At 69.7% G+C, this 22,330-nt stretch carries 23 protein-coding genes and 2 pseudogenes; 16 read left to right on the plus strand and 9 right to left on the minus strand.

Going from position 1 to position 22,330, the window contains the following annotated elements; genetic code table 11:
• The first annotated feature begins 616 nt into the window (after nucleotides 1-616).
• Together AB0M95_RS30120 and AB0M95_RS30125 are read left to right on the plus strand one after the other, a co-directional pair.
• Complete coding sequence (locus AB0M95_RS30120; RefSeq protein WP_363771679.1) at nucleotides 617-1,018, plus strand: hypothetical protein; 402 nt, start codon at nucleotides 617-619, stop codon at nucleotides 1,016-1,018.
• A 277-nt stretch (nucleotides 1,019-1,295) separates the two neighbouring features.
• Nucleotides 1,296-1,436: pseudogene (locus AB0M95_RS30125) on the plus strand (prolyl oligopeptidase family serine peptidase); the annotation flags it as partial.
• A 392-nt stretch (nucleotides 1,437-1,828) separates the two neighbouring features.
• On the opposite strand, the gene AB0M95_RS30130 reads toward AB0M95_RS30125, so the two are convergent.
• Together AB0M95_RS30130 and AB0M95_RS30135 are read right to left on the minus strand one after the other, a co-directional pair.
• Nucleotides 1,829-2,251 (minus strand): ATP-binding protein, encoded by a 423-nt coding sequence (locus AB0M95_RS30130; RefSeq protein ID WP_363771682.1) that lies wholly within the window; start codon nucleotides 2,249-2,251, stop codon nucleotides 1,829-1,831.
• On the minus strand, nucleotides 2,251-2,433 hold the full coding sequence (locus AB0M95_RS30135; protein ID WP_363771846.1) for a hypothetical protein: 183 nt from the start codon (nucleotides 2,431-2,433) through the stop codon (nucleotides 2,251-2,253). Before AB0M95_RS30135 ends, AB0M95_RS30130 begins: the two co-directional genes overlap by 1 nt.
• Before the next feature lie 53 nt (nucleotides 2,434-2,486).
• Here AB0M95_RS30135 and AB0M95_RS30140 point away from each other — a divergent pair, with 53 nt between their 5' ends.
• The 5 genes from AB0M95_RS30140 to AB0M95_RS30160 all read left to right on the plus strand — a co-directional run bounded on the left by AB0M95_RS30140 (nucleotide 2,487) and on the right by AB0M95_RS30160 (nucleotide 4,601).
• Nucleotides 2,487-3,266, plus strand: coding sequence for a DUF5753 domain-containing protein (locus AB0M95_RS30140; RefSeq protein WP_363771837.1), 780 nt, complete (start codon nucleotides 2,487-2,489; stop codon nucleotides 3,264-3,266).
• A gap of 22 nt (nucleotides 3,267-3,288) precedes the next feature.
• The gene (locus tag AB0M95_RS30145; RefSeq protein WP_363771685.1) at nucleotides 3,289-3,507 is read left to right on the plus strand and encodes a DUF397 domain-containing protein; all 219 of its coding nucleotides are present in this window, start codon (nucleotides 3,289-3,291) and stop codon (nucleotides 3,505-3,507) included.
• 48 nt (nucleotides 3,508-3,555) lie between these two features.
• Nucleotides 3,556-3,756: a DUF397 domain-containing protein gene (locus AB0M95_RS30150; RefSeq protein ID WP_363771840.1), complete on the plus strand. Its 201-nt coding sequence runs from the start codon at nucleotides 3,556-3,558 to the stop codon at nucleotides 3,754-3,756.
• Nucleotides 3,757-4,053: 297 nt separating this feature from the next.
• Entirely contained in the window at nucleotides 4,054-4,359 is a 306-nt protein-coding gene (locus AB0M95_RS30155) for a DUF6247 family protein (RefSeq protein WP_363771688.1), read from the plus strand.
• The gene (locus AB0M95_RS30160) at nucleotides 4,356-4,601 is read left to right on the plus strand and encodes a hypothetical protein (RefSeq protein ID WP_363771691.1); all 246 of its coding nucleotides are present in this window, start codon (nucleotides 4,356-4,358) and stop codon (nucleotides 4,599-4,601) included. The genes AB0M95_RS30155 and AB0M95_RS30160 overlap by 4 nt, the downstream gene beginning before the upstream one ends.
• 103 nt (nucleotides 4,602-4,704) lie before the next feature.
• On the opposite strand, the gene AB0M95_RS30165 is transcribed toward AB0M95_RS30160, so the two are convergent.
• Together AB0M95_RS30165 and AB0M95_RS30170 are read right to left on the minus strand one after the other, a co-directional pair.
• Nucleotides 4,705-5,970 (minus strand): amidohydrolase family protein, encoded by a 1,266-nt coding sequence (locus AB0M95_RS30165; RefSeq protein WP_363771694.1) that lies wholly within the window; start codon nucleotides 5,968-5,970, stop codon nucleotides 4,705-4,707.
• A gap of 449 nt (nucleotides 5,971-6,419) precedes the next feature.
• Nucleotides 6,420-7,154 (minus strand): hypothetical protein, encoded by a 735-nt coding sequence (locus tag AB0M95_RS30170; RefSeq protein ID WP_363771697.1) that lies wholly within the window; start codon nucleotides 7,152-7,154, stop codon nucleotides 6,420-6,422.
• A gap of 325 nt (nucleotides 7,155-7,479) precedes the next feature.
• Between AB0M95_RS30170 and AB0M95_RS30175 the strand changes: the two genes are divergently transcribed.
• Both AB0M95_RS30175 and AB0M95_RS30180 read left to right on the plus strand, forming a co-directional pair.
• Nucleotides 7,480-8,043 carry a Pycsar system effector family protein gene (locus tag AB0M95_RS30175; protein WP_363771700.1) on the plus strand — a complete coding sequence of 188 codons (564 nt, stop codon included), beginning with the start codon at nucleotides 7,480-7,482 and terminating at the stop codon, nucleotides 8,041-8,043.
• 782 nt (nucleotides 8,044-8,825) lie between these two features.
• Nucleotides 8,826-9,212, plus strand: a complete 387-nt coding sequence (locus AB0M95_RS30180) for a hypothetical protein (protein WP_363771703.1) — start codon at nucleotides 8,826-8,828, stop codon at nucleotides 9,210-9,212.
• A 22-nt stretch (nucleotides 9,213-9,234) separates the two neighbouring features.
• Here AB0M95_RS30180 and AB0M95_RS30185 read toward each other — a convergent pair whose 3' ends face one another.
• Nucleotides 9,235-10,338, minus strand: a complete 1,104-nt coding sequence (locus tag AB0M95_RS30185; RefSeq protein WP_363771706.1) for a glycosyltransferase family 4 protein — start codon at nucleotides 10,336-10,338, stop codon at nucleotides 9,235-9,237.
• A gap of 234 nt (nucleotides 10,339-10,572) precedes the next feature.
• Between AB0M95_RS30185 and AB0M95_RS30190 the strand changes: the two genes are divergently transcribed.
• The 3 genes from AB0M95_RS30190 to AB0M95_RS30200 all read left to right on the plus strand — a co-directional run bounded on the left by AB0M95_RS30190 (nucleotide 10,573) and on the right by AB0M95_RS30200 (nucleotide 16,211).
• The gene (locus tag AB0M95_RS30190) at nucleotides 10,573-11,409 is read left to right on the plus strand and encodes a PIG-L family deacetylase (RefSeq protein ID WP_358512823.1); all 837 of its coding nucleotides are present in this window, start codon (nucleotides 10,573-10,575) and stop codon (nucleotides 11,407-11,409) included.
• A 181-nt stretch (nucleotides 11,410-11,590) separates the two neighbouring features.
• Complete coding sequence (locus tag AB0M95_RS30195; protein WP_363771709.1) at nucleotides 11,591-12,658, plus strand: lysylphosphatidylglycerol synthase transmembrane domain-containing protein; 1,068 nt, start codon at nucleotides 11,591-11,593, stop codon at nucleotides 12,656-12,658.
• 187 nt (nucleotides 12,659-12,845) lie between these two features.
• Complete coding sequence (locus AB0M95_RS30200; RefSeq protein ID WP_363771712.1) at nucleotides 12,846-16,211, plus strand: BTAD domain-containing putative transcriptional regulator; 3,366 nt, start codon at nucleotides 12,846-12,848, stop codon at nucleotides 16,209-16,211.
• Between the two features lie 20 nt (nucleotides 16,212-16,231).
• On the opposite strand, the gene AB0M95_RS30205 is transcribed toward AB0M95_RS30200, so the two are convergent.
• Complete coding sequence (locus AB0M95_RS30205; RefSeq protein ID WP_363771714.1) at nucleotides 16,232-16,795, minus strand: hypothetical protein; 564 nt, start codon at nucleotides 16,793-16,795, stop codon at nucleotides 16,232-16,234.
• 108 nt (nucleotides 16,796-16,903) lie between these two features.
• On the opposite strand from AB0M95_RS30205, the gene AB0M95_RS30210 reads away from it, so the two are divergent.
• The gene (locus tag AB0M95_RS30210; protein ID WP_363771717.1) at nucleotides 16,904-17,788 is read left to right on the plus strand and encodes a serine hydrolase; all 885 of its coding nucleotides are present in this window, start codon (nucleotides 16,904-16,906) and stop codon (nucleotides 17,786-17,788) included.
• A 57-nt stretch (nucleotides 17,789-17,845) separates the two neighbouring features.
• Nucleotides 17,846-18,091: pseudogene (locus AB0M95_RS30215) on the plus strand (FCD domain-containing protein); the annotation flags it as partial.
• 63 nt (nucleotides 18,092-18,154) lie between these two features.
• Here AB0M95_RS30215 and AB0M95_RS30220 read toward each other — a convergent pair.
• The 3 genes from AB0M95_RS30220 to AB0M95_RS30230 all read right to left on the minus strand — a co-directional run bounded on the left by AB0M95_RS30220 (nucleotide 18,155) and on the right by AB0M95_RS30230 (nucleotide 20,959).
• Complete coding sequence (locus AB0M95_RS30220) at nucleotides 18,155-19,108, minus strand: hypothetical protein (protein WP_363771720.1); 954 nt, start codon at nucleotides 19,106-19,108, stop codon at nucleotides 18,155-18,157.
• Between the two features lie 395 nt (nucleotides 19,109-19,503).
• Entirely contained in the window at nucleotides 19,504-20,442 is a 939-nt protein-coding gene (locus tag AB0M95_RS30225) for an RNA methyltransferase (RefSeq protein ID WP_363771723.1), read from the minus strand.
• Between the two features lie 97 nt (nucleotides 20,443-20,539).
• Complete coding sequence (locus AB0M95_RS30230; protein WP_363771726.1) at nucleotides 20,540-20,959, minus strand: ATP-binding protein; 420 nt, start codon at nucleotides 20,957-20,959, stop codon at nucleotides 20,540-20,542.
• Nucleotides 20,960-21,204: 245 nt separating this feature from the next.
• On the opposite strand from AB0M95_RS30230, the gene AB0M95_RS30235 reads away from it, so the two are divergent.
• The gene (locus tag AB0M95_RS30235; protein WP_363771728.1) at nucleotides 21,205-22,008 is read left to right on the plus strand and encodes a helix-turn-helix transcriptional regulator; all 804 of its coding nucleotides are present in this window, start codon (nucleotides 21,205-21,207) and stop codon (nucleotides 22,006-22,008) included.
• Nucleotides 21,992-22,219: a DUF397 domain-containing protein gene (locus tag AB0M95_RS30240; RefSeq protein WP_363771731.1), complete on the plus strand. Its 228-nt coding sequence runs from the start codon at nucleotides 21,992-21,994 to the stop codon at nucleotides 22,217-22,219. Before AB0M95_RS30235 ends, AB0M95_RS30240 begins: the two co-directional genes overlap by 17 nt.
• Nucleotides 22,220-22,330 lie beyond the last annotated feature (111 nt).

Here is a 22,330-nt window from a genome sequence, read left to right on the forward strand (position 1 = left end):
CAATCGATCAGAGCATCACGGTGATCTTGAAGCAATATGACAAGAATCACTCGCTAGAGCATGATCTTTCCTGGAACGCGGCGAGTCGGCCGTAGGGGCGGCGGCCGCGGTGGGGTCCGTTTGTCCTGCGAAATGAAACGCTGTTATGTCGTGCCGTGGCCGTCGCAGCCGGGGTAGAAATCGCTTAGCGCGCTACGGCAATCACCGACTGTGACGCGAGGGCCGTAGCTCGTGGCCATGTATGTGTTATGGCGCTTTCAGAAACCAGCACCGCTGTGGCGTCGGGTTCGACCGGGTTTGTGCCTTGTCACGGTTATTAGGTTTGGGGTGTCGGCGTTTGCCGTCGGCGGTGATGGGGTGGCGTGGCACGTCCTGCATGGAGGCCGCCGAAGAACTGTACAGCCTCTGCCCCGAGCGGATGCTGGATACGGCGGGTTCGGGTTTGGGCGGTGGCCAGCTCCGGCCTGGCGGGGAGGAGGGGGATTAGCCTCCGCTATTCAGCGTGAAGGCCGGGCAAGATCATCGAAATGATGAAGGTGCACATGATCTGCAAGGATGCAAGTGTCTAGATCACATTTTGCAGAAGGTTCAGGTGCACCTAACGGGCCCCTCATGTATGCGATGGGACTACTGGCTGTCTGTCGCCGGGGACGCCAAGGGACTCCTTGGCCATGCCGGAGCCGTCTTACTGCGCAAGTGCGCTGATCAGAGTGGCCTGACCGCCGAACTCGGGACGGTCTTCGCCCGGCTGGGAGCCTGTCCCCTGTGGGACAAGGGTGTGGTGCTGGTCCAGCTCGCGGTGGCGATCGTGCTGGGGGCCACGAGCATGCGGCAGATCAGCGTGCCGGCCCATCAGGCCGAGGTGTTCGGGGCACCGCCCTCGGACTCGACGGTGCGCCGCACGCTGGAACCGATCGAGGCCGATGCGGTGCCAGCCAGGCGGATCGCCCGGGCGCGGGCAAAGGCCCGCAAACACGTCTGGGCGTTGATCGACGCCACCGAGGCAGGCTTCCCGTGACGGTCGTGGCGGGGAAGGTGCTGAGTGGACGGGTGGTCATCGACATCGATGCCACGCTCATCACCGCGTACTCAGCCAATGAGGGCGCGGCGGCGACGTTCAAGAAGACCTGGGGCTTCCATCCGCTGGCTGGGGGCCTGGTGCGCCAATACCGAGGAATCGCTGGCGATGCTGCTGCGGCCGGGTCGAACACGGTAGCCGATCACCTTCAAATGCCGACTGCGGCGATCGAGCAGATCCCCGCCCGGTGGGGGGCCAAGCTGCTGATCCGCATCGACGGCCGCTCATGCTCATCCACGGCCTCGCCGACGACAACGTCATCGCCGCCCACACCCTGCGCTTCTCATCCGCCCTCACCGCCGCCGGCCGCCCCCACACCGTCCTCCCCTTGACCGGCGTCACCCACATGACCCCCAGGAATCCGTCGCTCGCCCTGCGCGAACTCACCTCTGCCGTAGGCGCGGTCGTAGGGATCGTAAAGGTCGCTGTCGACATGCCGCTCCATGTCCTCGCGGTACTTCCGGTCGTCCAGGCTTGGCATGCCGCGGGACACGGCGGCGAACTCGGCCCGGGAGACGGCCCGGCGCGCATGACGGATGGGGACCAGGTCGCCGATGTGACGGCCGTTGCGGGTCACCGCGTACCGCTCCCCGCGTTCCAGACCGTCCATGATCTCTGCTGACCGGTCGCGTAGATCGCGCTGAGAGATCTGGTGGGAAGGATCGAAGTCAGGAGTGCTCACCTTTTAGCCTTCCTCGATGACACCGTCGAACGACCGGGCCTGCGAAGCGTGGGGCGCCATCCGCAGGGTCACGCCGCCGACTCAGAGGGGCCTTTCCACGTCTCGCCGAGTTCGAACCACGTCGTGCCGCCCTCCACCGGGTCACGGACAAACCCCCAGCGCGACGCCATGACGTCGACCAGCTTCATGCCGCGTCCCGATTCGACCAATTCTCCCCGGGCGCAGAGGCACGGAACAGTCGGACCACCACCGTCGGCCACCTCCACCCGAAGCGCGCCCTCGACGTAGAGCACCGCGACGGTGACCAGACCCCCGCGTCCGCTCGCGCTGTGGCGGATGCTGTTCCCCATCAGCTCGCTGAGCAGCAGCTTGACCGTCTCGGCATCTCGGTGGTCTCCGCCGAGCAGCTTCATGAGAAACCGCCGGGCCTCCGCCACATTCTCGGCGGCGCCCGGGACCGTCAGGGTCCCGAGAAGAAGCGGAGAGTCCATCACGCCGCCGCCTGAGCGATCGTGCGGATCAGGCCCGGTGACCAGTCGGCCCGGATCCCCGTGTTCGGCCCCCAGACGAAGAGCCACGTTCCTCCCTGCTGGACGGCGAGAATGGCGACCTTCCTCCCATCAGCGCGTACGAGGTAGAGAACTGGTTCGCCGCGTCCTCGAACGACGAGCATGGCCGTGCGGTCGAGCCCACGCAGGCCCCACGCGAGCCAGGCGAGGAGGGTGTATCGCTGCTGGGACGTGTCCGGGAGCGCGGGGCGCCTTCAACGCCTCGACGGTCGGCCGTTACGAGACGGGAGATCGCATCCCACGACAGGGCGACCTGCGCGTACTTCTCGACATCTACGGCGTGACGGGCGATGAACGGACCGCCCTTCTCACTCTGGCACGAGAGGCACGCCAGCGTGGCTGGTGGTGGCCCAACCGGCAGGCACTCAAGGCGGGTTTCGACCTCTACCTCGGATTGGAGGCCGAGGCTTCGGCCCTGCGCATTTATCACGATCAGCTCATACCTGGCCTGCTCCAGACGGAAGCCTACGCTCGGGGCGTCATAAAAGCCATGAACATGACCGCCACCGAGGACGAGGTCGAGCAACTGGTCCACCTCCGCATGACACGTCAGGCGCGACTTTCGGGGGACGATCCACTCCGCCTCTGGGCCGTCCTGGACGAAGCACTGCTCAACCGTCCGGTGGGCGGGCCAGGCGTCATGCGTGCCCAGCTACGCCACCTGGAGGAACTGAGCCACAGGCCCAATGTGACCCTGCAGGTCCTCCAGTCCCAGATAGGCGCTCACCCTGCGATGGAGGGCCACTTCTACCTGCTGGAGTTCCCTGAAACGAGTGATCCTCATATGGTGTACCTCGAACTCGCGACCAGTGGGCTGGCCTTGGAAAATGCTGCGGACGTAAGTCGTTATACACTCATATTCGGCCAATTGACGGCCTTGGCGCTTCCACCCGGAGCATCCGTCAGACAGATCGCCGCCAAGGCCACGGACCGCTGATCCGCACGGGAGTACATACGCGATGTCCACGGGACCAAGAGCCCACGCCAGCTGGGTCAAGAGCTCTTACAGCGGCGAGGCGGGCGGTTGTGTCGAGATGAGGGCGGCTCTTCTGGGTGTGGCGGTACGGGATAGCAAGCGCCCCGATGGCCCTGTACTGAGCTGTCCCAACGCGGAGTGGACCGCATTCATTGACGCTGTCAAACAAGGCAGCTACCGGCGCGGTAGTGAAAGCGTTTGATCGCACGTATGACCCAAGATCTTGGGTAATGGTGGACCGGAGGTGGACATGTCCGAGCCGTGTCTTACCCACATCGCATGGCGCAAAAGCAGCCGAAGTACCGGCAACGGCAGTGACTGCGTCGAAGTAGCACTGGGTGACACCAGCATCGCGATCAGAGACTCGAAGAACCCTCAGCAAGCCTTCCACCTGTTCGGCCGCACCGAGTGGAAAGCGTTCCTTGAACATATGAGAAGCGGCGACCTCTAGCTGCTCCGACCAGCTCCTCGACGAGCGACCACCACCTTCGCCAGCGGGCTGTTCGCGGGCGACTGGTCGCCGTATCGGCAGCAGAGAGCTACCAAGCCCGCTCCGCCGGGCTTTCCACCAAGCGGAGCGGGGTTCGTCGCACTTCCTCACGTGGTCGGCCTCTGGGCCTCTACGGCGACTTCTGGACCCATGGCGCTGGGCGCGGGCGTCGTCGAGGCCGGGTGCCACCTGCCCGCGACGGCTTCGAAGTCGTGGTACGCATGTCGCGCGAGGCCCTCGCGCCGTAGGCTGGACACCATGAGTGCCCAGCTGATCCATGAGACGGTGCACGACCCGCAGGCCATCATGGAGGCCCTGCCGGACAAGTGGCGCCCGCAGTTCCTGGCCGAGTACAAGTCGGCGGTAGAGGTGGCACGGCGGCCTGAGCGGTTCCACCAGTTGCAGGAGCTGTTGCACAGGTGGTGGCTGAAGTCGATCGCCTTGTCCGACCCTGGGTTCGAGACGCGGCAGCAGGAGGTTCTCGCCGGCACTGTGGAGACCGTGCCGATCGGGGAAGCCATCCCGGACTGGGACGAACGTCTCGCCCGGGCGCGGCGCCGGTGAGCTACCGGCCCACGCTGGCCGGCTCGGCGCTGGCGAAGATGAAGGGCCTGCCCGAGGAGGCGCTGGACGCGCTGGTCTCCCGGGTGGCGGATCTGGCCGAGAGACCGTGGGATGCCGGGCCGACCGTGCCAGGGCGCACGGATCTGCGCGAGACGACGTTCGGAGCGTTCGGCTTCGTGTTCTTCGTGGTGGACGACGCCGCAGAGGTGATCACCATCTACGACCTGGTCTGGGCGGGCTGAGTCGCCCGAGCATTCTTGCCACGTCGTACCGAAGCTCTGCTGTCCAGGCCAGCCCGCATTTATATGTTTTCTTAAAGAATATTTCGTACCCGATGTGAAGGCCTCAGCGGACGGTCAGCCCGTAGACGCGGGCGGCGTTGGTGCGGCCGATCATCGTGGCCACTCGGACCGCGTCCTCGGCCGTCCACTCGCCCTCCCCCACCCAGGACGACAGGGCGCGCGTCATGCCCCGGCGCCACAGCAGCGCGCCCAGGTAGTGCAGTTCGGGCGGCCCCCACGCGTCCGAGGAGTAAAGGATCTTGGCGAACGGCGCGAGCTCCAGCGTCTCGGCGACGACCGCGTCCGATCGCGCGCCCGTGTAGTTGATCGCCAGGCCCGCGTCGAAGAACACGTGCGGGAAGACCTGCGCGAGGTAGCCCGCGTTGCGCTGGAACGGGTAGCAGTGCAGCAGGAGGATGGTCGAGCCCGTGTGCTCGACCGCCTTCAGCCAGCGGGTCAGCAGGAGCGGGTCACACCGGTGAAGTTCGATGTCGGGGTCGCCGTAGCCGGTGTGCAGTTGCACCGGCAGGCCGGTCTCCACCCCTGTCCACAGCACCATGCGCAGCAGCACCGGGTCGGTGACGCGCGGTGACGCCCCCTGCGCGATCTCGCGGAGCCAGTTCCAGGCCGCGTTCGTCACCTCGGCCTCGCTTGGCGGGGCCGGATCGAAGTCGAACCCGTGACGATAAGCCACGACGCTCTTCAACCCCACCACCCGGATATTCACCTCAGAAGACTCAGAAGCCACAGGAGAACTTGGAGCGCCTCCCCGACCGGCTCTCGCCGCGTCTCCCTGACCGTCCGCCGTCACCCACCCCGGCGCCGTCTCAGGCGGCGTCGGCGCGCAACGGTCGCGCAGCGCCGTGCGGAAGGCGTCCCACAGATCCACCGCCGAAGGGCCGACGGAGGCGACCTCTTCCAGCAGCGACTCCAGCCGGACGACCTCCCCCGCCTCGCCGCCTCCGGCCGCCGCCATACCGTCCGGGCCGAGGAGCCGTTCCCCCTTGTACCCCGTCTCCACGAGCCAGACGTCCGTCCCGCTCGCGCGCAGGAAGACGCGGGCCAGTTCCTCCGGTTCCAGCGCCGCCCTGGCGGCCCAGTAGTCGTCCGCGCTCGCCGACGCCTCCAGCCCGAGCAGCGGCGCGCAGTGACGGCGGATCGCGAAGCCGATCTGGGAGTCCATCTGCGTCATCCAGGCGGGCACCGGCCGATCCGACTCGGTGATCATGCCCTCGAACTCGCACCGTCCCACCCGCTCGCGCAACGCCCCGTGCACGTGATGATCGACCAGCCCGATCCGCCCGATCTCGCCTTCGAGGTCATTCGACATGCGCTCTCCTGACACCTCCGCGCGTCCGCCGCGACGCCGACCGCCACGGCCGCGGGTCCGTACCGGCCTGATACGGACCCCGGAGTACAGGTGATACCAGGAGCGGGCCCGTCACGGCCTCGTCCGCGAGCGACGGCGCGGCAGGGGTCGGCTCTGGCCCTCGGCGAGAGGCGCGGCGGTCGGCTCAAGACCCGGCACACAGACGCCGGTACACAGACCCGGTACACACCCGGTACACAAACCCGGTGCAGCCCGCACGGAACGGTGAAACCCGCTCCGCACGGTTTCCCACCGAAGCGAAGCGGATCTCACCGCGTGCCTTACGCAGCCGGTTCACCGCGTGCCTTCACGCAGCGGGTCTCACCGCGTTCCTCCACGCAGCCGGTTCCGCCGCGTTCCCTTACGTGGGCCACGGAGTCCGCGCGTCGGCGGCTCCGGACGGCGGCGGGTCAGTCGCGCTCCCCGCCCCGGCCACGCTCCGCGCGCCCCTCGTAGCCGACTTCTTCGTAGCGATTCCGGCTGCTCCCGTAGTACCGCTCGCTTTCGTAGCGACTCATGGCGCTCTCGTAGGTCCGCTCTCGTTCGTAGCGACCCCTGCCGCTCTCGTAGGGCCGCTCCCGTTCGTAGCGACCCCTGCCGCTCTCGTAGGGCCGCTCTCGTTCGTACCGATTCCGGCTGCTCTCGTAGGCCCGCTCCCTTTCGTACCGGTCCCTGTCGCGCCCCTCGTACCGGCTTTCGCCCCGGCCCACCTTGGGGGCGCCTTTCTCTCGCGGCGCTATCTCGCGGGACGCGCACGTGTACCCGGTCCAGTAGTAACCGAGAGCGCAGGTGGGAACCTGCGGTATCACCCGGCCGGGGGGCACCACCCGGATCTTCTCCGTCCGGCCCTTCTCCACCCGGCGCATCTCCACCCGGCGCTTCTCTGACCGGCCCTTCTCCAGCGGCGGGATCTGCGTGGGCGGCGGCACGACTCTCGACGCGCACTCGAACCCGGTCCAGTAGTAGCCCACGGCGCACTGGGCGGGCAGAGCCATGCCCGCCGTCGAGGCCGGGACGTCGCGGCCCTGTGCCGTCGCGCGCCCGGTTTCCGCACCGGCGGGGCTCGCCGCCATCTGAACCATCGCGGCCAGGCAACAGGTGCCCAGCACACCGGTCAGCGTCCGGCGGACGTGTTTGTTCGTCATCGCTGTCTCCTGCGTGTGTTGTCCTGCCTGCCTTTACTCGTCACCACCTCCACAGAGCGGTCGGCCTGGCAGCATCATCGAAAATTGGGTGTCACGGCAGCGTGACGTTGATGTGATCCGGTCCGGGTCTTCCCCGCCCTCATCGGGCACAGAGACAACAGCGCAGAAGCGCGTCGCACCCCACACGTGAAGATCCCTGGGGTGAGTGCGTAAAAGTTCCTGTACGGCCGTCGCGGGCGCATGACATGCTCGCCCGCGACAGGAGTGGTTCGCCAGGTGCCCCCGCCGGTCGGCGCGGGCTGTCCTGAGGGAGTGCAACCTGAACGTGCTACGTCGCCTGGCGAAGGCGCCCGCCCCGTCCGCGTCGGCCGTGCGGAAAGAGGCGGAGACGACCGCGTACGCGTACGCGGCCAAACTGCTCGTGGACATCCGCGAGGAGATCAACAGGGCCGACGCGAAGGCGCAGGTCCTGCTGGGGGTCTCCGGCGTCGGGCTCGGCGCCGTCGCCGGAGGGCTGTTCGCAGGTGACTGGGCGCCCGCGAGGCTGTCGAACGCCGTCGAGTGGCTGTGGTGGGCCGGCGTGACGGCCGCGCTGGCGTCGCTGGCGTGCCTGGCGGGGGCGGTGTACCCGAGGACCGGCGCGCCGACGGCCCGGGACTCGAAGGTGATCGCGTACTACGGGGACATCGTCCGGTTCGAGTCGGTCCCGGCGCTGGCGTCGGCCTTGATCGGGGCCGCGAAGCCGGACCTGCGGCAGATCTCCGACCAGGTGCACAGGTTGAGCCGCATCGCCTACCGCAAGTATCTGCTCATCCGGTGGGGCTTCTGGCTCCTGGCCGCCGCCGTCGTCTCCACGATCGCGTCGGTGGTCATCGACCACTTCCTGTGATGCTCCGCCGGTGAGCGAATCCTGAACGCCCGGTATCACCGCGTGAACCCGTCAGAATGTGACGGAAGGATTCCGCTCTGCTCCTGACCGCCGCCTCCACCCCTGGTTAGCCACGCTTTCGAGAAAAAGAATTACCGGACAGGTTTCAGGCGGACAATTTCGGGGAAAGGAGCGGCTCGCGCCTGCCGGATTCGTGGTGGATTCCCCCGGCGAGACGCCTCCCCGGCCCCGCGGGCATGCGCCCGCAACAATCCAGAACCCATTTGGAAACATCGCGTTTTTACGCTGGTGACGCCCAGGAAGCCGAGGTCACACTGCGACCGTACGTAGCACGCCCGCAGGGGCGCGGTAGGGGTTCCACGCCAAATGGTGATCGGAGAAACTATGCTCGAAAGCGTCTGCGTCGGCCCCGCAAAGGGTAAACAGGAGGTGGGGTCGGGTCCACGAACCACCCAGGCCGTGGAATTCCCCCGTGAGGAAAAGGACCTGTCAGCAGGCGACTGACGAGGGAAGTGTGGAGCCGTACCGAAGGAGAAGGACATGAAGCGGATTCTCATCACATCCCGCCCCAAGCCGCCGAGCCGTCCCAGCCCGCTGGATCTTCGCACCCCCTCGGGCCGGACGCTCCCCTTTTAACGGCCCCCTGTCACTCCGCCGCCCTCACATGTCCGCCGCCCACTCCCGGGCCAGGGGGTCCCGTCCGCCGTGCAGGCGGGTTGTAAGCGGATTGCAAGTGCCACTGCTAGCTTGTTCCCCGCGAGCAAGATCACTAGGAAAGGCACATGATGTCCATCTCCCTCCCCCGCCACGTCCTCGCCGTCTCCGCCACGGCGATCCTCGTCTCGCTCACCGCGGGATGTGGCGGCGGCGACACCAAGGCCGTCTGCCAGGACGCCATCAAGGCGATGCAGGACTACAGCACGCAGGCCACCGCGGGCGGAGCCAACCTGGAGGGCTTCAACAAGGCGAACTCCGACCTGGCCGCCAAGCTCAAGGAGCTGTCCGACAAGGCCGACGGCGACCTGAAGACCACCCTCGCTGACCTGTCCACGTCGTGGGGCGGCATGAAGATCGACATGTCCGACCCGGCCAAGGCGGCGACCGAGCTGCCGAAGATGGCCACCAAGGCCGCCGAGGCCACCCAGAAGCTGACGACGACCTGCTCCTGAGCGCCGAGCGCCCCGGCGAAGGTCAGGCGCGCGCCTTCGCCAGCTCGTAACAGCGCTCGAACTCCTCCAGCACGGAGGGCCAGGCACAGCGCGTCAGCTCGGTCTCCCTGTTGTGCAGGGCGATCGACTCGCGCAGCTCGCGGTCGCGGGCGAGCCGCGCCACCGAGCCCACCAGCTCGTCGAAGCTGCGGCCGAGCAGGCCCTCCTTGCCGGGACGGACGAAGTCGGCCACGCCGCTCTGCGCGCGCGCCACCACCGGGACGCCCGCGGCCCGCGCCTCCAGGGCGGCGATGCCGAACGACTCGCGGGGCGCGGGCGCCACGAACACGTCCGCCGAGGCGAGTAGCCTGCGGATCTGGTCGCGCGAGTAGCGCCCCGGCAGCGACACCCAGCCGCCCATGCCGTGGGCGCGCAGGAACCGCTCCATCGACCCGCGCGCCGGCCCGTCGCCGACCAGGGTGGCCCGCATCTGGACGTGCCTGGGCACCCGGCGCCGGGCCTCCAGAAGGATCTTCAGCAGCCGCACGGGCTGCTTGCGCGGGGCGAGGCGCCCCACGGCGACGATGTGCACGCTCTCGTCCTCGCGCGGCGGCGGATCACCCGCCGGACGCCAGGCGCCGACGTCCAGGCCGTTGGAGACGACGTTCACCGGCACCCGCCCGCCCACGACAGAGCGGATCGGCCGGGCGGCGGCGTTGCTGACGGTCGTGGACACCAGGCGCCAGCGGCTCCACCCCCAGACCGTGTCCAGGCCGCGGTAGACCCCGCGCGTCACCGGGTCCCACATGCTGTGCACCGTCACCACGACCGGCAGCCGGGCGCGCACGGCGGCCCGCACGCCCATCCAGGCGAAGGGCGAGACCGCGCCGGTGTGGACGTGCACGACATCGGGCCGGCGGGCGATCATGAGGCGCAGCAGGTGCCGGACCCCGCGGGGATGGACGGGCAGGCTGAACGGCATGGGGAAGACGACGCGGTGGACGCCGGGAAGGCGCTCGCCCGGGGTCGCCGTGGCCACCTCGACCTCGTGGCCGGCCTCGGCCTGTGCCCGTACCAGGTCGGCCACCTGCACCTCGATGCCCCCGAGCCTGGGCAGGTAACAGTCGCTGACGTGAAGGATCCGCACCCCGCCAGACTGGCAGAGCCCGGGATCCGCTTCAAACGCGCCCATCCCGCCCGTACCTCCACCATCGCGCCCGACCCGCGCCCGCACCGGCCCGTTCCACGCCTGTCCGTCCCCCGGATCGGCCCGTCACACGCGACTCGCCGCCCGTTCTTGAAGGGTTCGGGGAGGCTTCTGGAACGGGTCGCGGGGAGGCGGCTCGCACTCGGGCGGCGGCTCCGTGGAATCATGGCGGTCGTGGCACGTACCGCGGTCTTCTTCCACGCCCATCCCGATGACGAGGCTCTGCTGACCGCCGGCACGATGGCGATGCTGGCGGCCGAGGGCCATCGGGTCGTCCTCGTCGTGGCGACCGCCGGGGAGCGCGGCCTGGCCGAGATGCCCCACGGTGAGGAGCTCGCCGCCGCGCGCACCGGTGAGCTGTACGCGTCCGCCGCCGTGCTGGGGGTCGCCCGCGTGGTGCTGCTGGGCTATGGCGACTCGGGCCTGGACACGGCGGGCATGGCCGAGAACGGCGGCATCGGCGACGACCGCCCCGAGAACGCCTTCATCGACGCCGACATCGAGGAGGCCGCCCAGCGCCTGGCGGCGGTGCTCAAGGAGGAGAGCGCCGACCTGCTGACGATCTACGACCCGGCCGGCGGGTACGGGCACCCCGACCACGTGCAGGTCTACCGGGTCGGGCAGCGCGCGGCGGGCATCGCGGGCACGCCGATCCTGCTGGAGGCCACGGTCAACCGCGACCCGCTGCTCAAGGCGCTCCGGCTGGCCCAGCGCTTTTACCGCTTCCCCCCGGAGTTCGATGTACGCTCGTTCGAGCGCGCCTACTCACCGGGCGAGGTGATCACCCACCGCGTGAACGTCCGCAGGTTCGCGAAGGTCAAGCGGGCGAGCATGGCGGCCCACACGAGCCAGGCGTCGGGCGGGGACGGCGACCGCACGCTGGGGGTCATGCTGAAGATCCCCGGCCCGCTGTACCGCCTGGTGTTCGGCACCGAGTGGTACGTGCGGCGCGAGCTGCCGCCGGGCAGCAGGCGCACCCACCCGTTCGACGATCTTCCTCAGGAGACGTGACGAGGGCGAAATCCTTCTCGAGGATGAGATCTCCGCGGGCGGTCCGCAACAGACTGGAGGTCGCGTCGCCGTCCGGAGCGGTGGGCGTCCCGCCTGAGGGGGACGGGAGGCCGCTGGGGGACCACCGGACGGGGACGCCGGGGGACGTGATAGGTCCATACGGACGGAAGGGAGCACCCGGATGAGGAGCAAGTGGGTCAAAGCGGGCCTTTCGCTGGCCTCGCTGGCCCTCGCCGTGCTGCTCGTGGTGTTCCTGCCGCAGATCGTCCACTCACTGACCGGCGCGAACGTGAGCTGGCACGAGATCGGCTCCCAGTTCGCCGCGATGAGCTGGCCGATGATCCTGCTGATGGCCGTCCTGTGGCTGGCCAGCCTGTACGCCTACACGTTCGTGATGACCTCGGGGCTGCCGGGCCTCACCCACCTCCAGGCCCTGACGCTGAACGCCGCCGGCAGCGCGGTCAGCAACCTGCTGCCCTTCGGCGGCGCGGCGGGCCTGGCCCTGACGTTCGGGATGACCAAGGGCTGGGGGTTCGCCACCCGTCCCGTCGTCGTGTACGCGGTGGTCACCGGCGTGTGGAACACACTGTTCCGGTTCATCCTGCCGGCCGTCGGCATCATCGCCCTGCTCATCGCGGGCCGCATCCCCGACCAGCGGGTCGTCAGCGCCGCCTGGGGCGGGGCGACGTCGATCCTGATCCTCGTGGCCGTGGTGGCCTCCGCCCTGTACTGGGAGCGTGCCGCCCTCGTCCTCGGCCGGCTGCTCGACGGCCTGCTGCAGCTGCTCCCGCGCCGCGTCCGCCCCTCCGAGCACGCGGCCTCGGGCGCGATCCAGCGCCTGCGCGCCGACACCGCCGAGATCGTCCGCCGGGGGTCCCTCGGCCTGTCGCTCGGCATGATCGCGTTCCTGGGGTTCCAGTGCCTGATCATGGCGGCCTGCCTGGTCGCCACCGGCGCCTACCCCGGCCCCGCCGAGACCGTCGCGGTGTTCGCGGTGAGCCGGGTGCTCACCAGCGCGCTGATCACCCCGAGCGGCGCGGGCATCATGGAGGGCGGCACGGCCTCGCTGCTCATCGCCTTCGGCGAGCCGGCGAGCTCGGCGACCGCCGCCGCCATCCTGTTCGGCTTCTGGACGTACACGATCGAGATCCCCTGGGGCGGGCTGGCGCTCGGGGCGTGGTCCCTGCTGCGGCGGCGCGACGCCGCGTCCGGCACCCGCCGGTCACCCCAGCCGGCCTCCCGGAGCTGAGATCCTGGGCGGGCGCCCGCGTCGCGCCCGGGAGTCCCTGGAAGCGATAGCCTCAGCAGCGGCGTGATCGCGAAGCCCACAGCGGGCGGGCATGAGGAAGCCCATAGCGAGCGGGCATGAGAAGGAAGGCGTGCCTTGGCGAATAGCTTGTGCGTGCTGGACGGGCACGCATAGCGTGGCGGCTGACATGGTGACGTTCCGCGTGCTTGGACCCGTCGAGGCGTACGACGACGATGGCGAGCTCGACCTTGGCGGGCTACGCCAGCGAGCCGTGCTCGCCCGATTACTCGTCGCCCGCGGGCAGGTCGTCCCGGTCGACACGCTGCTGTTCGACCTGTGGACGGACGAAGGCGCCAAAGGCGCCCAGTCGGGCCTGCAGGTCTACATCTCCCGCCTGCGCCGCGTCCTGGAGCCGGGGCGTCCGCGCGGCGGCCCCAACCGGCTGCTGGTCACCGTCGCCTCCGGGTACGCGCTGCGCAGCACCCCCGACCAGGTCGACGCGCTGCGCTTCGAGGCGATGGTCCGCTCGGCGGGCAAGTACCTCGACAACGACGACCCCCAGGCGGCGCGCTCCAGCCTGGAGACGGCGCTCGGCCTGTGGCGCGGCACGCCGTACTCCGACTTCGCCGAGCAGCAGTGGGCCGAGGCCGAGGTCAGCAGGCTGGCCGAGCTGCGGCTGGTCGCCCGCGAGCGGCACTCGGACGCGGGGCTGCGCCTCGGCCTGCACGCCGAGACCGTGCCGGACCTGGAGGCGCTGACCGGCGAGCACCCGCTGCGCGAGGAGGGCTGGCGGCTGCTGGCCCTCGGCCTCTACCGCTGCGGCAGGCAGGGGGACGCGCTGGCCGCGCTGCGCCGTGCCCGCACGACGCTGGCCGACGAACTGGGCATCGACCCCGGCCCCGCGCTGCGCAAGATGGAGTCGGACATCCTCTCGCAGGACCCGTCCCTGGACCTGACGGTCCCCCAGCGCCCGCGCTTCGAGCCGGTCGGCACCTGGCCGCCGCGCCCGGAGAGCCCGACCGGCGACATGCCGCCCCTGACGCCCGAGCCGTTCGTCGGCCGCGACGCCGAGCTGGCCCGGCTGACGGGCGCGGCGCCGCACGCGCTGGCCGGGCGGTTCACCGCCGCCGTCGTGGGCGGCGACCCGGGCGCGGGCAAGACCACGCTGGTCGTGCAGCTCGGCCTGGAGCTGGGCAAGCAGGGCTGGACCACCGCCTCGGGCGGCTGCCCGGACAGCAGCGCCACCCCGCCCGGCTGGGCCTGGGTCGAGGTGCTGCGCACCCTGGCCGCCGCGCGCGGCACCGGCGAGTACGGCCCGCTGCTGGCGCCCCTGCTGGACGATGCCGCGCCCGCCGCCGACGACGACCAGGCGTCCGGCGGCTTCCGGCTGCACCGCGCGGTCGGCGGCTACATCGCCGGCATCGCCCGCGAGGCCCCGGTGCTGATCGTCCTGGAGGACCTGCACTGGGCCGACGACCAGACGCTGGCGCTGCTGCGCGCCCTGCCCAGCCTGCTCGCGGCCAGCCGGGTGCTGCTGGTGGTCACCTGCCGCGACGGCGAGCTGAACGACCAGCAGTCCGACGTCCTGGCGGCGCTCGCCCGCCTCGGCCCGGTCCGCGTGGGCCTGGAGGGGCTGGACGAGCACGCCGTGGCCGAGCTCGTCCGGGCGACCTGCGTCCGCGAGGTGGACGAGGACGCCGTCAGCACGATCATCGAGCGCACCGGCGGCAACCCGTTCTTCGTCCGCGAGACCGTGCGCCTGCTCGACTCCGAGGCCACCGGCGACCGCGCCACCGCCGCCGAGGTGATCTCCGAGGTGCCCTCGGGCGTGCGCGACGTCCTGCGCCGGCGGATCACCCGCCTGCCGGTGACGGCCCAGCAGATCCTCCTGCAGGCGGCGGTGATCGGCAGGGACGTCGACATCGACGTGCTGGTGGACGTCTCCGGCGACGAAGAGGCCGTGGTGGACGCGGTCGAGGCCGCCCTGCTGGCCGGGCTGGTCACCGAGCCGGGCCCGGGCATGCTGCGCTTCGACCACGATCTGGTGCGCGACACCCTGTACTCCGACGCCTCGCGGCTGCGCAGGTCGCGCCTGCACGCGGCGGTCGCCTCGGTGATCGAGAGCCGGTCGCCGTCGGACGTCTCGGCGCTCGCCCACCACTACGACGCCGCCGGCACCGCCGAGACCGCCGCCAAGGCCGTCCGGTACGCGGGGCTGGCCGCCGAGCAGGCCGAGCGGCGCTTCGCCCACCGCGAGGCGGCGACGCTGTGGGAGCGGGCCATCGCCGCGTTCGACCGCGCCCACCCGGGCGGGCCGGCGTCCAAGGAGCGGATCCTCCTGCAGCTCCGCCTGATCAAAGCGCTGGCGCTGTGCGGGGACATGACGGCCGCGCGGGCCCACCGCCGCGAGGCCATGGACGCCGCGCTGCCGCTGCGCGACCTGGAGCTGACCGCGCGCGTCGCCGCGTCGGTGGCCGTGCCGCACAAGGGCATCGCCCGTGACTTCACCCGCACGGCCTGGGAGATCGTCGACGTCACCGAGCGCGCGCTGATCGAGCTGCCGCCCGGCGAGCAGTCCCTGCGCGCCAGCCTGCTGGCCACCCTCGCCCTGGAACTGGAGGGGTCGGCGACCGGCCGTGGGTACGAGGCGTCCCTGGAGGCCGAGGAGCTCGCCCGGCAGAGCGGCGACCCGGCGCTGCTCGCCGTCGCGCTGAGCGGGCGGCTGCGCCAGTCGTACGTGATCACGGTAGTGGACGAGCGCGAGGCGATCGGGCGCGAGCTGCTGGAGGTCGGCGCCGCGTCCGGGCAGATCGCGGTGCAGGCGCTGGCCCACCTGGTGCTGATGGAGTGCGCGGCGGCGCGCGGCGACTTCGCCGAGGCCGACGCGCGGATCGGCGCGGCCGAGCGGCTGGCCAAGCAGTACGACCTGCCCGCGCCGTCGGCGGTCGGCGCCTGGTACGCGGGCATGCGCATGATGATCAGCGGCGACTACGCGCGGGCAGAGGGGGCCTACCGCAACGCGGCCCGGCTCACCGCGCGGGCGGGCATGCTGGAGGGCCGCCAGGACCTGCCGCTGATCGCCGCGTTCTGCCTCCACCTGGTGGACGGCAAGGCCGCGGACATGGTGGAGCCGCTGGAGGAGGCCCACCGGCGCGGCGCCAAGTGGACGCTTGACGCCTACGCGGTCGCGCTCGCCTCGGCGGGCCATATCAAGGACGCCCGCGCGGTCGCCGTCACGCGGACGCCCGTCCGTCCCGACTTCCTGTACGAGCTGGCCATGACGTGGCGGGCGCTGGCGGGCATGCTGCTCGGCGACCGCGACCGCATGCAGGACGCCTACTCGACGCTCGGCCCGTTCTCCGACCGGATCGCGGGGGCGGGCACCGGGGTGGTCGCCCTGTGGCCGGTGGCCCAGACGCTCGGCGACCTCGCGATGCACCTCGGCCAGCCCGCCGAGGCGCGCGGGCACTACCAGAAGGCGCTGGCGGTGGCCGAGCGGGTCGGCGTCCCCCGGTGGGTCACGGCGGCGCGTAAGGCGCTCGGCTCCCAGTGAACGCCGGGTGAGCCGGGGTCTCAGCAGGCGATCCTGAACCTCTCACCGACCACCTTGGAGAGCGGGGCGCCGTCCTCGACGCCGTCGCGCACGGCCAGCTCGACGCGGTACCAGCCGGGGTTGCCGACGACGTGGGGGTACCACTCGACCGTGCGCCGCGCGCCCATGAAACCGGCGGTCCCGGAGAAGAGGTAGGTCTTCCAGGTGCGAGTGGAGGGGCTCCAGCGCGCCAGACGCCAGTCGTAGACGACGGGGTCGCCGGCCGAGCCCGGGTCGATCACGCTCTGCACGTGGTAGACGCGGCGGCAGCCCTCGCCCGTCTCGGACAGGCCCACGCTGACGATGGCCGGCTTGGGGACGTGCGCGTCCTGGACGGGCATCGCCCGCGAGGACAGCACGACGGTCCTGACCGGGGCCTCACCGGCGGCCACGCCCGGCCGCCCGTCGCCCTGGGCCGCGACGGCCCCGAAGTAGGCGCCGGTCAGGGCGAGGCTGGCGACGATCAGTTTGAACACGGTGGCCGCACCACTCGCCATCGCCGGAACCAGGCCGCCCGCGCGCGTCAGGCCCCTCCGCGTCCTCATGATCCTCCCCTTTCGCTCACTCACATGTGTACGCCAGGGCGGTTGCTCCCTACTTGCCGTCTACTTGCAGTCGGCCGCAGGTACGGGAGGGCGTGCCATCATATGCGAATGCGCAGCAAGGTGACCCTGTTCCTCCTGGTCGCGTTCCTCGCCGTGACGGGCCTGGCCGTCCCGGCCCACGCCGCCGCCCCCGCGACCGCGCCTTCGAAGTTGACGGCGCCGCCGAAAGCGACGGCGCCGCTGAAGGTGACGGCCAAGGAGGTCTACCTGGTCGACGCGACGACGGGGACCGTGCAGTTCGCGCGCCGCGAAACCCGGCGCGTCCCCGTGGCCAGCCTCACCAAGATCATGACGGCGTACGTCGTGCGGCAGGCCGCGCCCCTGGACGCGGTCGTGACGATCACCAAGGCCGACGTGCGGCACGCCTCCGCCAACGGCGCCACCCACGCCGGGCTGAAGGCGGGCGAGCGGCTCACCGTCCGCGACCTGCTGTACGCGCTGCTCCTGCCCTCGGGCGCGGACGCCGCCAACGCGCTGGCCCGCAGGTACGGGCCTGGGGTCAAGGGTTTCGTGAAGAAGATGAACGCCGCCGCCCGCGACCTCGGCATGCGCGACACCTTCTACACCAACGCCGACGGCCTCCCGCAGTCCGGCGGCGACCGCTCCACGGCCGTCGACCAGGTCACGCTGGCCCGTGCCGTCATGTCCGACTCGGTGATCACCCAGATCGCCGCCACCGAGCTGCACGCGGTCGAGAAGACGTCCGCCCACCGCAGGCACGTCTGGCGCAACACCAACCGCCTGCTGCCCGACGACGCCCAGGGCCTGAAGACGGGCTACACCCGCGCCGCCGGGTACTGCCTGATGTTCGCGGCCGAGCGCGACGGGCACACCTACATCGGCGCGATCCTCGGCGACACCGGCGACGCCGCCCGCTACCGCACGGCCCGCGCGCTGCTCGACGCGAGCGCCGCCGCCGCGGCCGCGGTCTGACGTCCGCGCCGGTGAACCTTGGCCGGCGCGCGGCGTGCCTGTGATGCCTGAGAAAGTTTGTCCAACGGCGCGTGGCCTGGTCGTATCGTCCCCGGCTGCGCGGGTCGTCCCGATCTGACGGCGATGGCCGACGCGCTGGACGGCATGGCGTCGGCGACCGAGAGGGGCGACCCGCTGGCCGAGAACGATTGCCACCGGCGATTCCACGTCGCGCCCGTGGCCCTGGCCGGGCACCGGCAGCTCCTGCTGGTGTACGAGCCGGTGGTGCTGAAGTTCCAGCTCTACATGGCGGCGAACCTGCGCGGGGAGGCCGAACAGCGCCTACATCGGCTGACCGGCGCTCGGCCCGGGCAGGCGCGTGACGCCCTACTCGGCGAGGCTGCCGCAGGTGAAGCCCTTCTCCCGGTCGGGGGAGAACATCTGGACCTCGCTCAAGATCGTGCTCTCGGAGAACTTGCGGAACGTCTGCGCCTTGTCGCAGTCGTAGATCGCGTACCCGCCCTCGTGCTCGCCGAGCACCATCATCCAGCGGCTGTCGTACAGGGGCTTGCCGTCGTTGTCCTGGAGTTTGGCCCACTGCGTCTGGAAGCCGACCGCGTCCAGGACCACGGTGGATTCGCCCTTCTGCAGCACCTCGATCGAACCGTAGATCATCTGGATCATGAGGACGTAGCCGAGACCGATCCCGGTGAGCGCCCCGACGAGCACCTTCAGCCCCGCCCGGCCGATCGGCTTGCGGCGCAGCAGCCGGAAGGGCACGACGTACGCCAGCACGCCGACCCCGGCCGCGATGATCACGTCTCCTGCCTTGACCGGCACCTTCGCGGTGGGGTCGGCGGCGTCCAGGGCGATCCTGAAGTACATCCACCCCAGATAGGACGCGCCCGCCCACGCCGCGGCGATGACGGCGACGATCCACGGCTGCCGCCTGATCCGCTGCACCGCCCGGCGCACGAGACCACGGGTGATCAGGTTGAACAGCCAGCCCAGGCTGATGATGACCCCGATGACGATCGCCGCGAGGATGAGCAGGGGCAGGATCGTCCCCAGGAGCCGGCCGAGCAGCACGGACTGGTCGATGCCCGCCTGCTCGGGGGTGATGCCGAAAACCGCGTACATGCCCTGGTAGCCCATGTAGAGCAGCGCGTACAGCGTCACGCCGAGCGGGACTACGACGGAGCCGACCTTTTCGAGCAGGTAGAGCACACCAGTGTCGCCCTGCTCCTGCGACTCCTCTTCCGAGGGCCGCGCAGCCGCGGGCTGCGGCGCCTCGGGGATCTCCTGACTCGGAGATTCTACTGAATAGGACTGAAAAGCCATGATCGCGAGGATAACGGGATCGTCTGCGCGTGGTGACGCGAACCAGGAAAGGCCGCAGAGCCCATCCACCGGCCGCCGACCTCGGCGTCCGCGAGCGGCGCACGCCGTTCGACGGGCCGTGCGGACAGGGGCGCCGACACAACCGTTAGAGGGAACGATCGCCGACACGATTCCGTCGACAGTCGACGAAAGGAGGATTGAAGCCCGTGCCGAGGAGCGGAGCCGTTCACCACGCCCACTTCCCACCCGCCGCGACACTTCCCACCCGCCGCGACACTCCCCTCTCGGCTGCCGGGTCGCCACTCCATCGGCGCCGCGTCGGCGGGACGATGTACGGCGAACCCCACACGGCGACCGACCCAGCGCACGCTCACGATCACACCGCCAGGAGGGAACTAGGCGGGGAGGTCGCGCATCAGGCCGTGGCAGGCTATGGCCGCCGCCGCGACCACGTTGAGGGAATCGACGCCGAGGCCCATGGCCTGCGGGCTCATGGGGATGCAGACGGGTTCGTCCGCCTCGCGCAGCCACCGCGACGACAGCCCGTCGCCCTCCGAGCCGAGCAGCAGGGCCACCCGCGCCCCCGTGACGGCTTCGCCGATCGGCGTCGCGGTCTGGTCCGGCGTCAGGGCGAGCGTGCGGAATCCCAGCTCGCGCAGCTCGGCCAGTCCGGCATGCCAGTTCGTCATGCGCGCGTACGGGACGGCGAACACCGCGCCCATGGACACCTTCACCGACCTGCGGTACAACGGGTCGGCGCACCGCGGCGACAAGATCACCGCCTCGACCCCGAGCGCGGCGGCACACCGGAAGATCGCGCCGACGTTACCGTGATCGACCAAATCCTCCAGCACCAGAACCCGACGAGGTGTCCCGTCTGAGTCCGTACGGCCGGAACCCACCGCCACGGGCGCCGTACGATCGGAACCCGCCACGGACTCCGCAGGGCCTGAACCCGCCACCAGGTCCCGTCCGCCGCCCGCGCGCTCCCCTGTGAGCAGGGCCTTCACCGTAGGAAGCTCCACCCGGGCCATGGACGCGAGGGCCCCGCGGTGAACGGCGAAACCCGCGATGCCCGCCATCACGTCGTCGGGAACCAGGTAGACACGCGCGCCGCCGAGGACGTCCGCGAGCCCGGGAAGCCAGCGGCAGGTGGTGAGCACCGACCTGACCGGATACCCGGTCGCGACGGCCCGCCTGATGACCTTCTCCCCCTCGGCGATGAACAGCCCCCGCTCGACCTCCAGGCTCTTGCGCAACTCGACGTCCCGCAGTCGCACGTAGTCACCCAGCCGAGGATCCCCGGCATCCTCCACCTCGATCAGCTCAGCCACGTGACTAGCGTACGACCCACCCGAATCACCAAACGGCACGTACGGGCCCCGGACGAAAGGAGGCGCACTGAGCCGGTAAGCCGACTACCCGCTCCGATCACTCCTGTAGTGGGATGTGGGACCACACGATGCAGCCGGCGGGATCTCGGAGGATCTCGATTCCCCAGCAGTCCGAGACGGATTCCACGATGAAAAGCCCCCTTCCCCCTTCTTTGGCCGGGTTCTCGACGTCGCTCTGAGGGACGCCGAGCAACGGAATCGCGCACCGGATCCCCGAGTCCTCCACCTCCACCCGGATGTGGCGGCCGAAGTCGTAGAGGCGGAGCCGGACCGCGCTGGAGCCGTCCGCATAGAGAACCGAGTTCGTGACCAGCTCGGAGACGACGAGGCGAGCGTTGTAACCGGCGGGGTGGTCCTCTCCGAGCCACGCACCCACGGCCGCTCTCGCGGCCCTCGGGGAACGGCGGTCGCGAGGCAACTCCATCTCGCCGATAAGGGACACCTGATAGGGGGTCACGCGCATACGCCTTTCCCATCTGACTGTTTTGCGCCGTCGGTCCAATATGCACTCGGTTGGAACTCCAACGGCGCGTCACTTGTATTTGCTGCCCGTTCGGGCCACAAGCGTGCACGCCGGGGTTTAAGTTGGACCACAGAAAAGCGGCTACATCAGGCTGACACTTTGGTTGCTACAGATTTGATAGATGCGACTACAGGTGTAGCGAAGAGAGGAGCCCCCCGATACCTCGCAAGAAAAGGGATATGACGGACACGCCGGAAGCGCGTCTCGGCGAAGAGATCCGGCGACTGAGAGAAGCCCTCGGGTGGTCACAGAACGATCTGGCCAAAAGAATCCAGTTCTCGGCGGCCCTGGTCGGCTTCGTGGAACGCGCCGAGCGCGCCCCCAAGGAGGATCTGGTCCTCCGCTGCGAAGCCGCCCTCAACGCCAACGGAAAGCTCCAGCCTCTGTTCGCCGAATGCGCGAAGACCACGCCCCGCTGGTTCCGCCCCTGGACCAAGATCGAGGCAGAGGCTCGCTCCCTACGACTGTGGGAACCCCTCCTCATCCCAGGACTTCTTCAGACCCCTGACTACGCCCGCGCGGTGTTCCAGACTCAACCGGGCATTTCAGATAAGGAAGTCGATGATCTGCTCGCGGCTCGCACCCAGCGACAGCAGATCCTGAATCGATCGGTCCCGCCCATGCTCGCCGTCGTGATCGACGAGGGCGTGCTCCATCGGCCCGTGGGTGGCCGGGAAGTGATGAACCATCAGTTGGAGCACCTGCTTGAGCTGATGACCCGTCCACGCATCTCGGTTCAGGTCGTACCCATTAGCATCGGAGCGACGATCGGCCTGCTAGGAGGCTTCGCTCTTGCACAGGTAGCCGGCGAACGAGACGCCGCATGCCTGGACACCCCCCTCAACGGCCAGGTGACCGATCGCGCCGATGAGGTGCATTCGATTATGCTCCAGTACGACGCAATTCGTGCATGGGCACATCCACTACACGTATCCGAGCAAGTGATACGAGAGATGAAAGTGACGTATGACCCTCAAGGATGAGCTGAGCGACGAGTTGGCCACCGCTGCGTGGCGAACCGCCACCAAGACCGGTGCCAACGGCGGCAACTGCGTTGAGGTCGCGCCCCTGTCCGGCGGACATGTAGCCCTCCGCGACACCAAGGACCACGGCAAGGGCCCCGTCCACATCTTCACCCCCGGCGAATGGGACGCCTTCATCGACGGCGCCAAAAAAGGCGAGTTCGACTTCTAGCTCCCCGCCCCAAAACCCCCGGCCCTCAACCGCCGGGGGTTTCTTCCTTCACGCAGGCCACATCCACACCCCGAACCAGACAGAACCCACAGGATTAAACGTCCACTTAGG

The sequence above is a fragment of the Sphaerisporangium sp. NPDC051017 genome (genome assembly GCF_040683095.1).
Lineage (GTDB): Bacteria > Actinomycetota > Actinomycetes > Streptosporangiales > Streptosporangiaceae > Sphaerisporangium.

Excerpts from the sequence above, each read along its gene's own strand:
- AB0M95_RS30120 (WP_363771679.1), top strand. The coding sequence starts at position 617 with ATGCGATGGGACTACTGGCTGTCTGTCGCCGGGGACGCCAAGGGACTC.
- AB0M95_RS30130 (WP_363771682.1), bottom strand. The coding sequence starts at position 2,251 with ATGGACTCTCCGCTTCTTCTCGGGACCCTGACGGTCCCGGGCGCCGCC.
- AB0M95_RS30135 (WP_363771846.1), bottom strand. The coding sequence starts at position 2,433 with ATGCTCGTCGTTCGAGGACGCGGCGAACCAGTTCTCTACCTCGTACGC.
- AB0M95_RS30145 (WP_363771685.1), top strand. The coding sequence starts at position 3,289 with ATGTCCACGGGACCAAGAGCCCACGCCAGCTGGGTCAAGAGCTCTTAC.
- AB0M95_RS30150 (WP_363771840.1), top strand. The coding sequence starts at position 3,556 with ATGTCCGAGCCGTGTCTTACCCACATCGCATGGCGCAAAAGCAGCCGA.
- AB0M95_RS30155 (WP_363771688.1), top strand. The coding sequence starts at position 4,054 with ATGAGTGCCCAGCTGATCCATGAGACGGTGCACGACCCGCAGGCCATC.
- AB0M95_RS30165 (WP_363771694.1), bottom strand. The coding sequence starts at position 5,970 with ATGTCGAATGACCTCGAAGGCGAGATCGGGCGGATCGGGCTGGTCGAT.
- AB0M95_RS30170 (WP_363771697.1), bottom strand. The coding sequence starts at position 7,154 with ATGACGAACAAACACGTCCGCCGGACGCTGACCGGTGTGCTGGGCACC.
- AB0M95_RS30180 (WP_363771703.1), top strand. The coding sequence starts at position 8,826 with ATGATGTCCATCTCCCTCCCCCGCCACGTCCTCGCCGTCTCCGCCACG.
- AB0M95_RS30195 (WP_363771709.1), top strand. The coding sequence starts at position 11,591 with ATGAGGAGCAAGTGGGTCAAAGCGGGCCTTTCGCTGGCCTCGCTGGCC.
- AB0M95_RS30200 (WP_363771712.1), top strand. The coding sequence starts at position 12,846 with ATGGTGACGTTCCGCGTGCTTGGACCCGTCGAGGCGTACGACGACGAT.
- AB0M95_RS30205 (WP_363771714.1), bottom strand. The coding sequence starts at position 16,795 with ATGAGGACGCGGAGGGGCCTGACGCGCGCGGGCGGCCTGGTTCCGGCG.
- AB0M95_RS30210 (WP_363771717.1), top strand. The coding sequence starts at position 16,904 with ATGCGCAGCAAGGTGACCCTGTTCCTCCTGGTCGCGTTCCTCGCCGTG.
- AB0M95_RS30220 (WP_363771720.1), bottom strand. The coding sequence starts at position 19,108 with ATGGCTTTTCAGTCCTATTCAGTAGAATCTCCGAGTCAGGAGATCCCC.
- AB0M95_RS30235 (WP_363771728.1), top strand. The coding sequence starts at position 21,205 with ATGACGGACACGCCGGAAGCGCGTCTCGGCGAAGAGATCCGGCGACTG.
- AB0M95_RS30240 (WP_363771731.1), top strand. The coding sequence starts at position 21,992 with ATGACCCTCAAGGATGAGCTGAGCGACGAGTTGGCCACCGCTGCGTGG.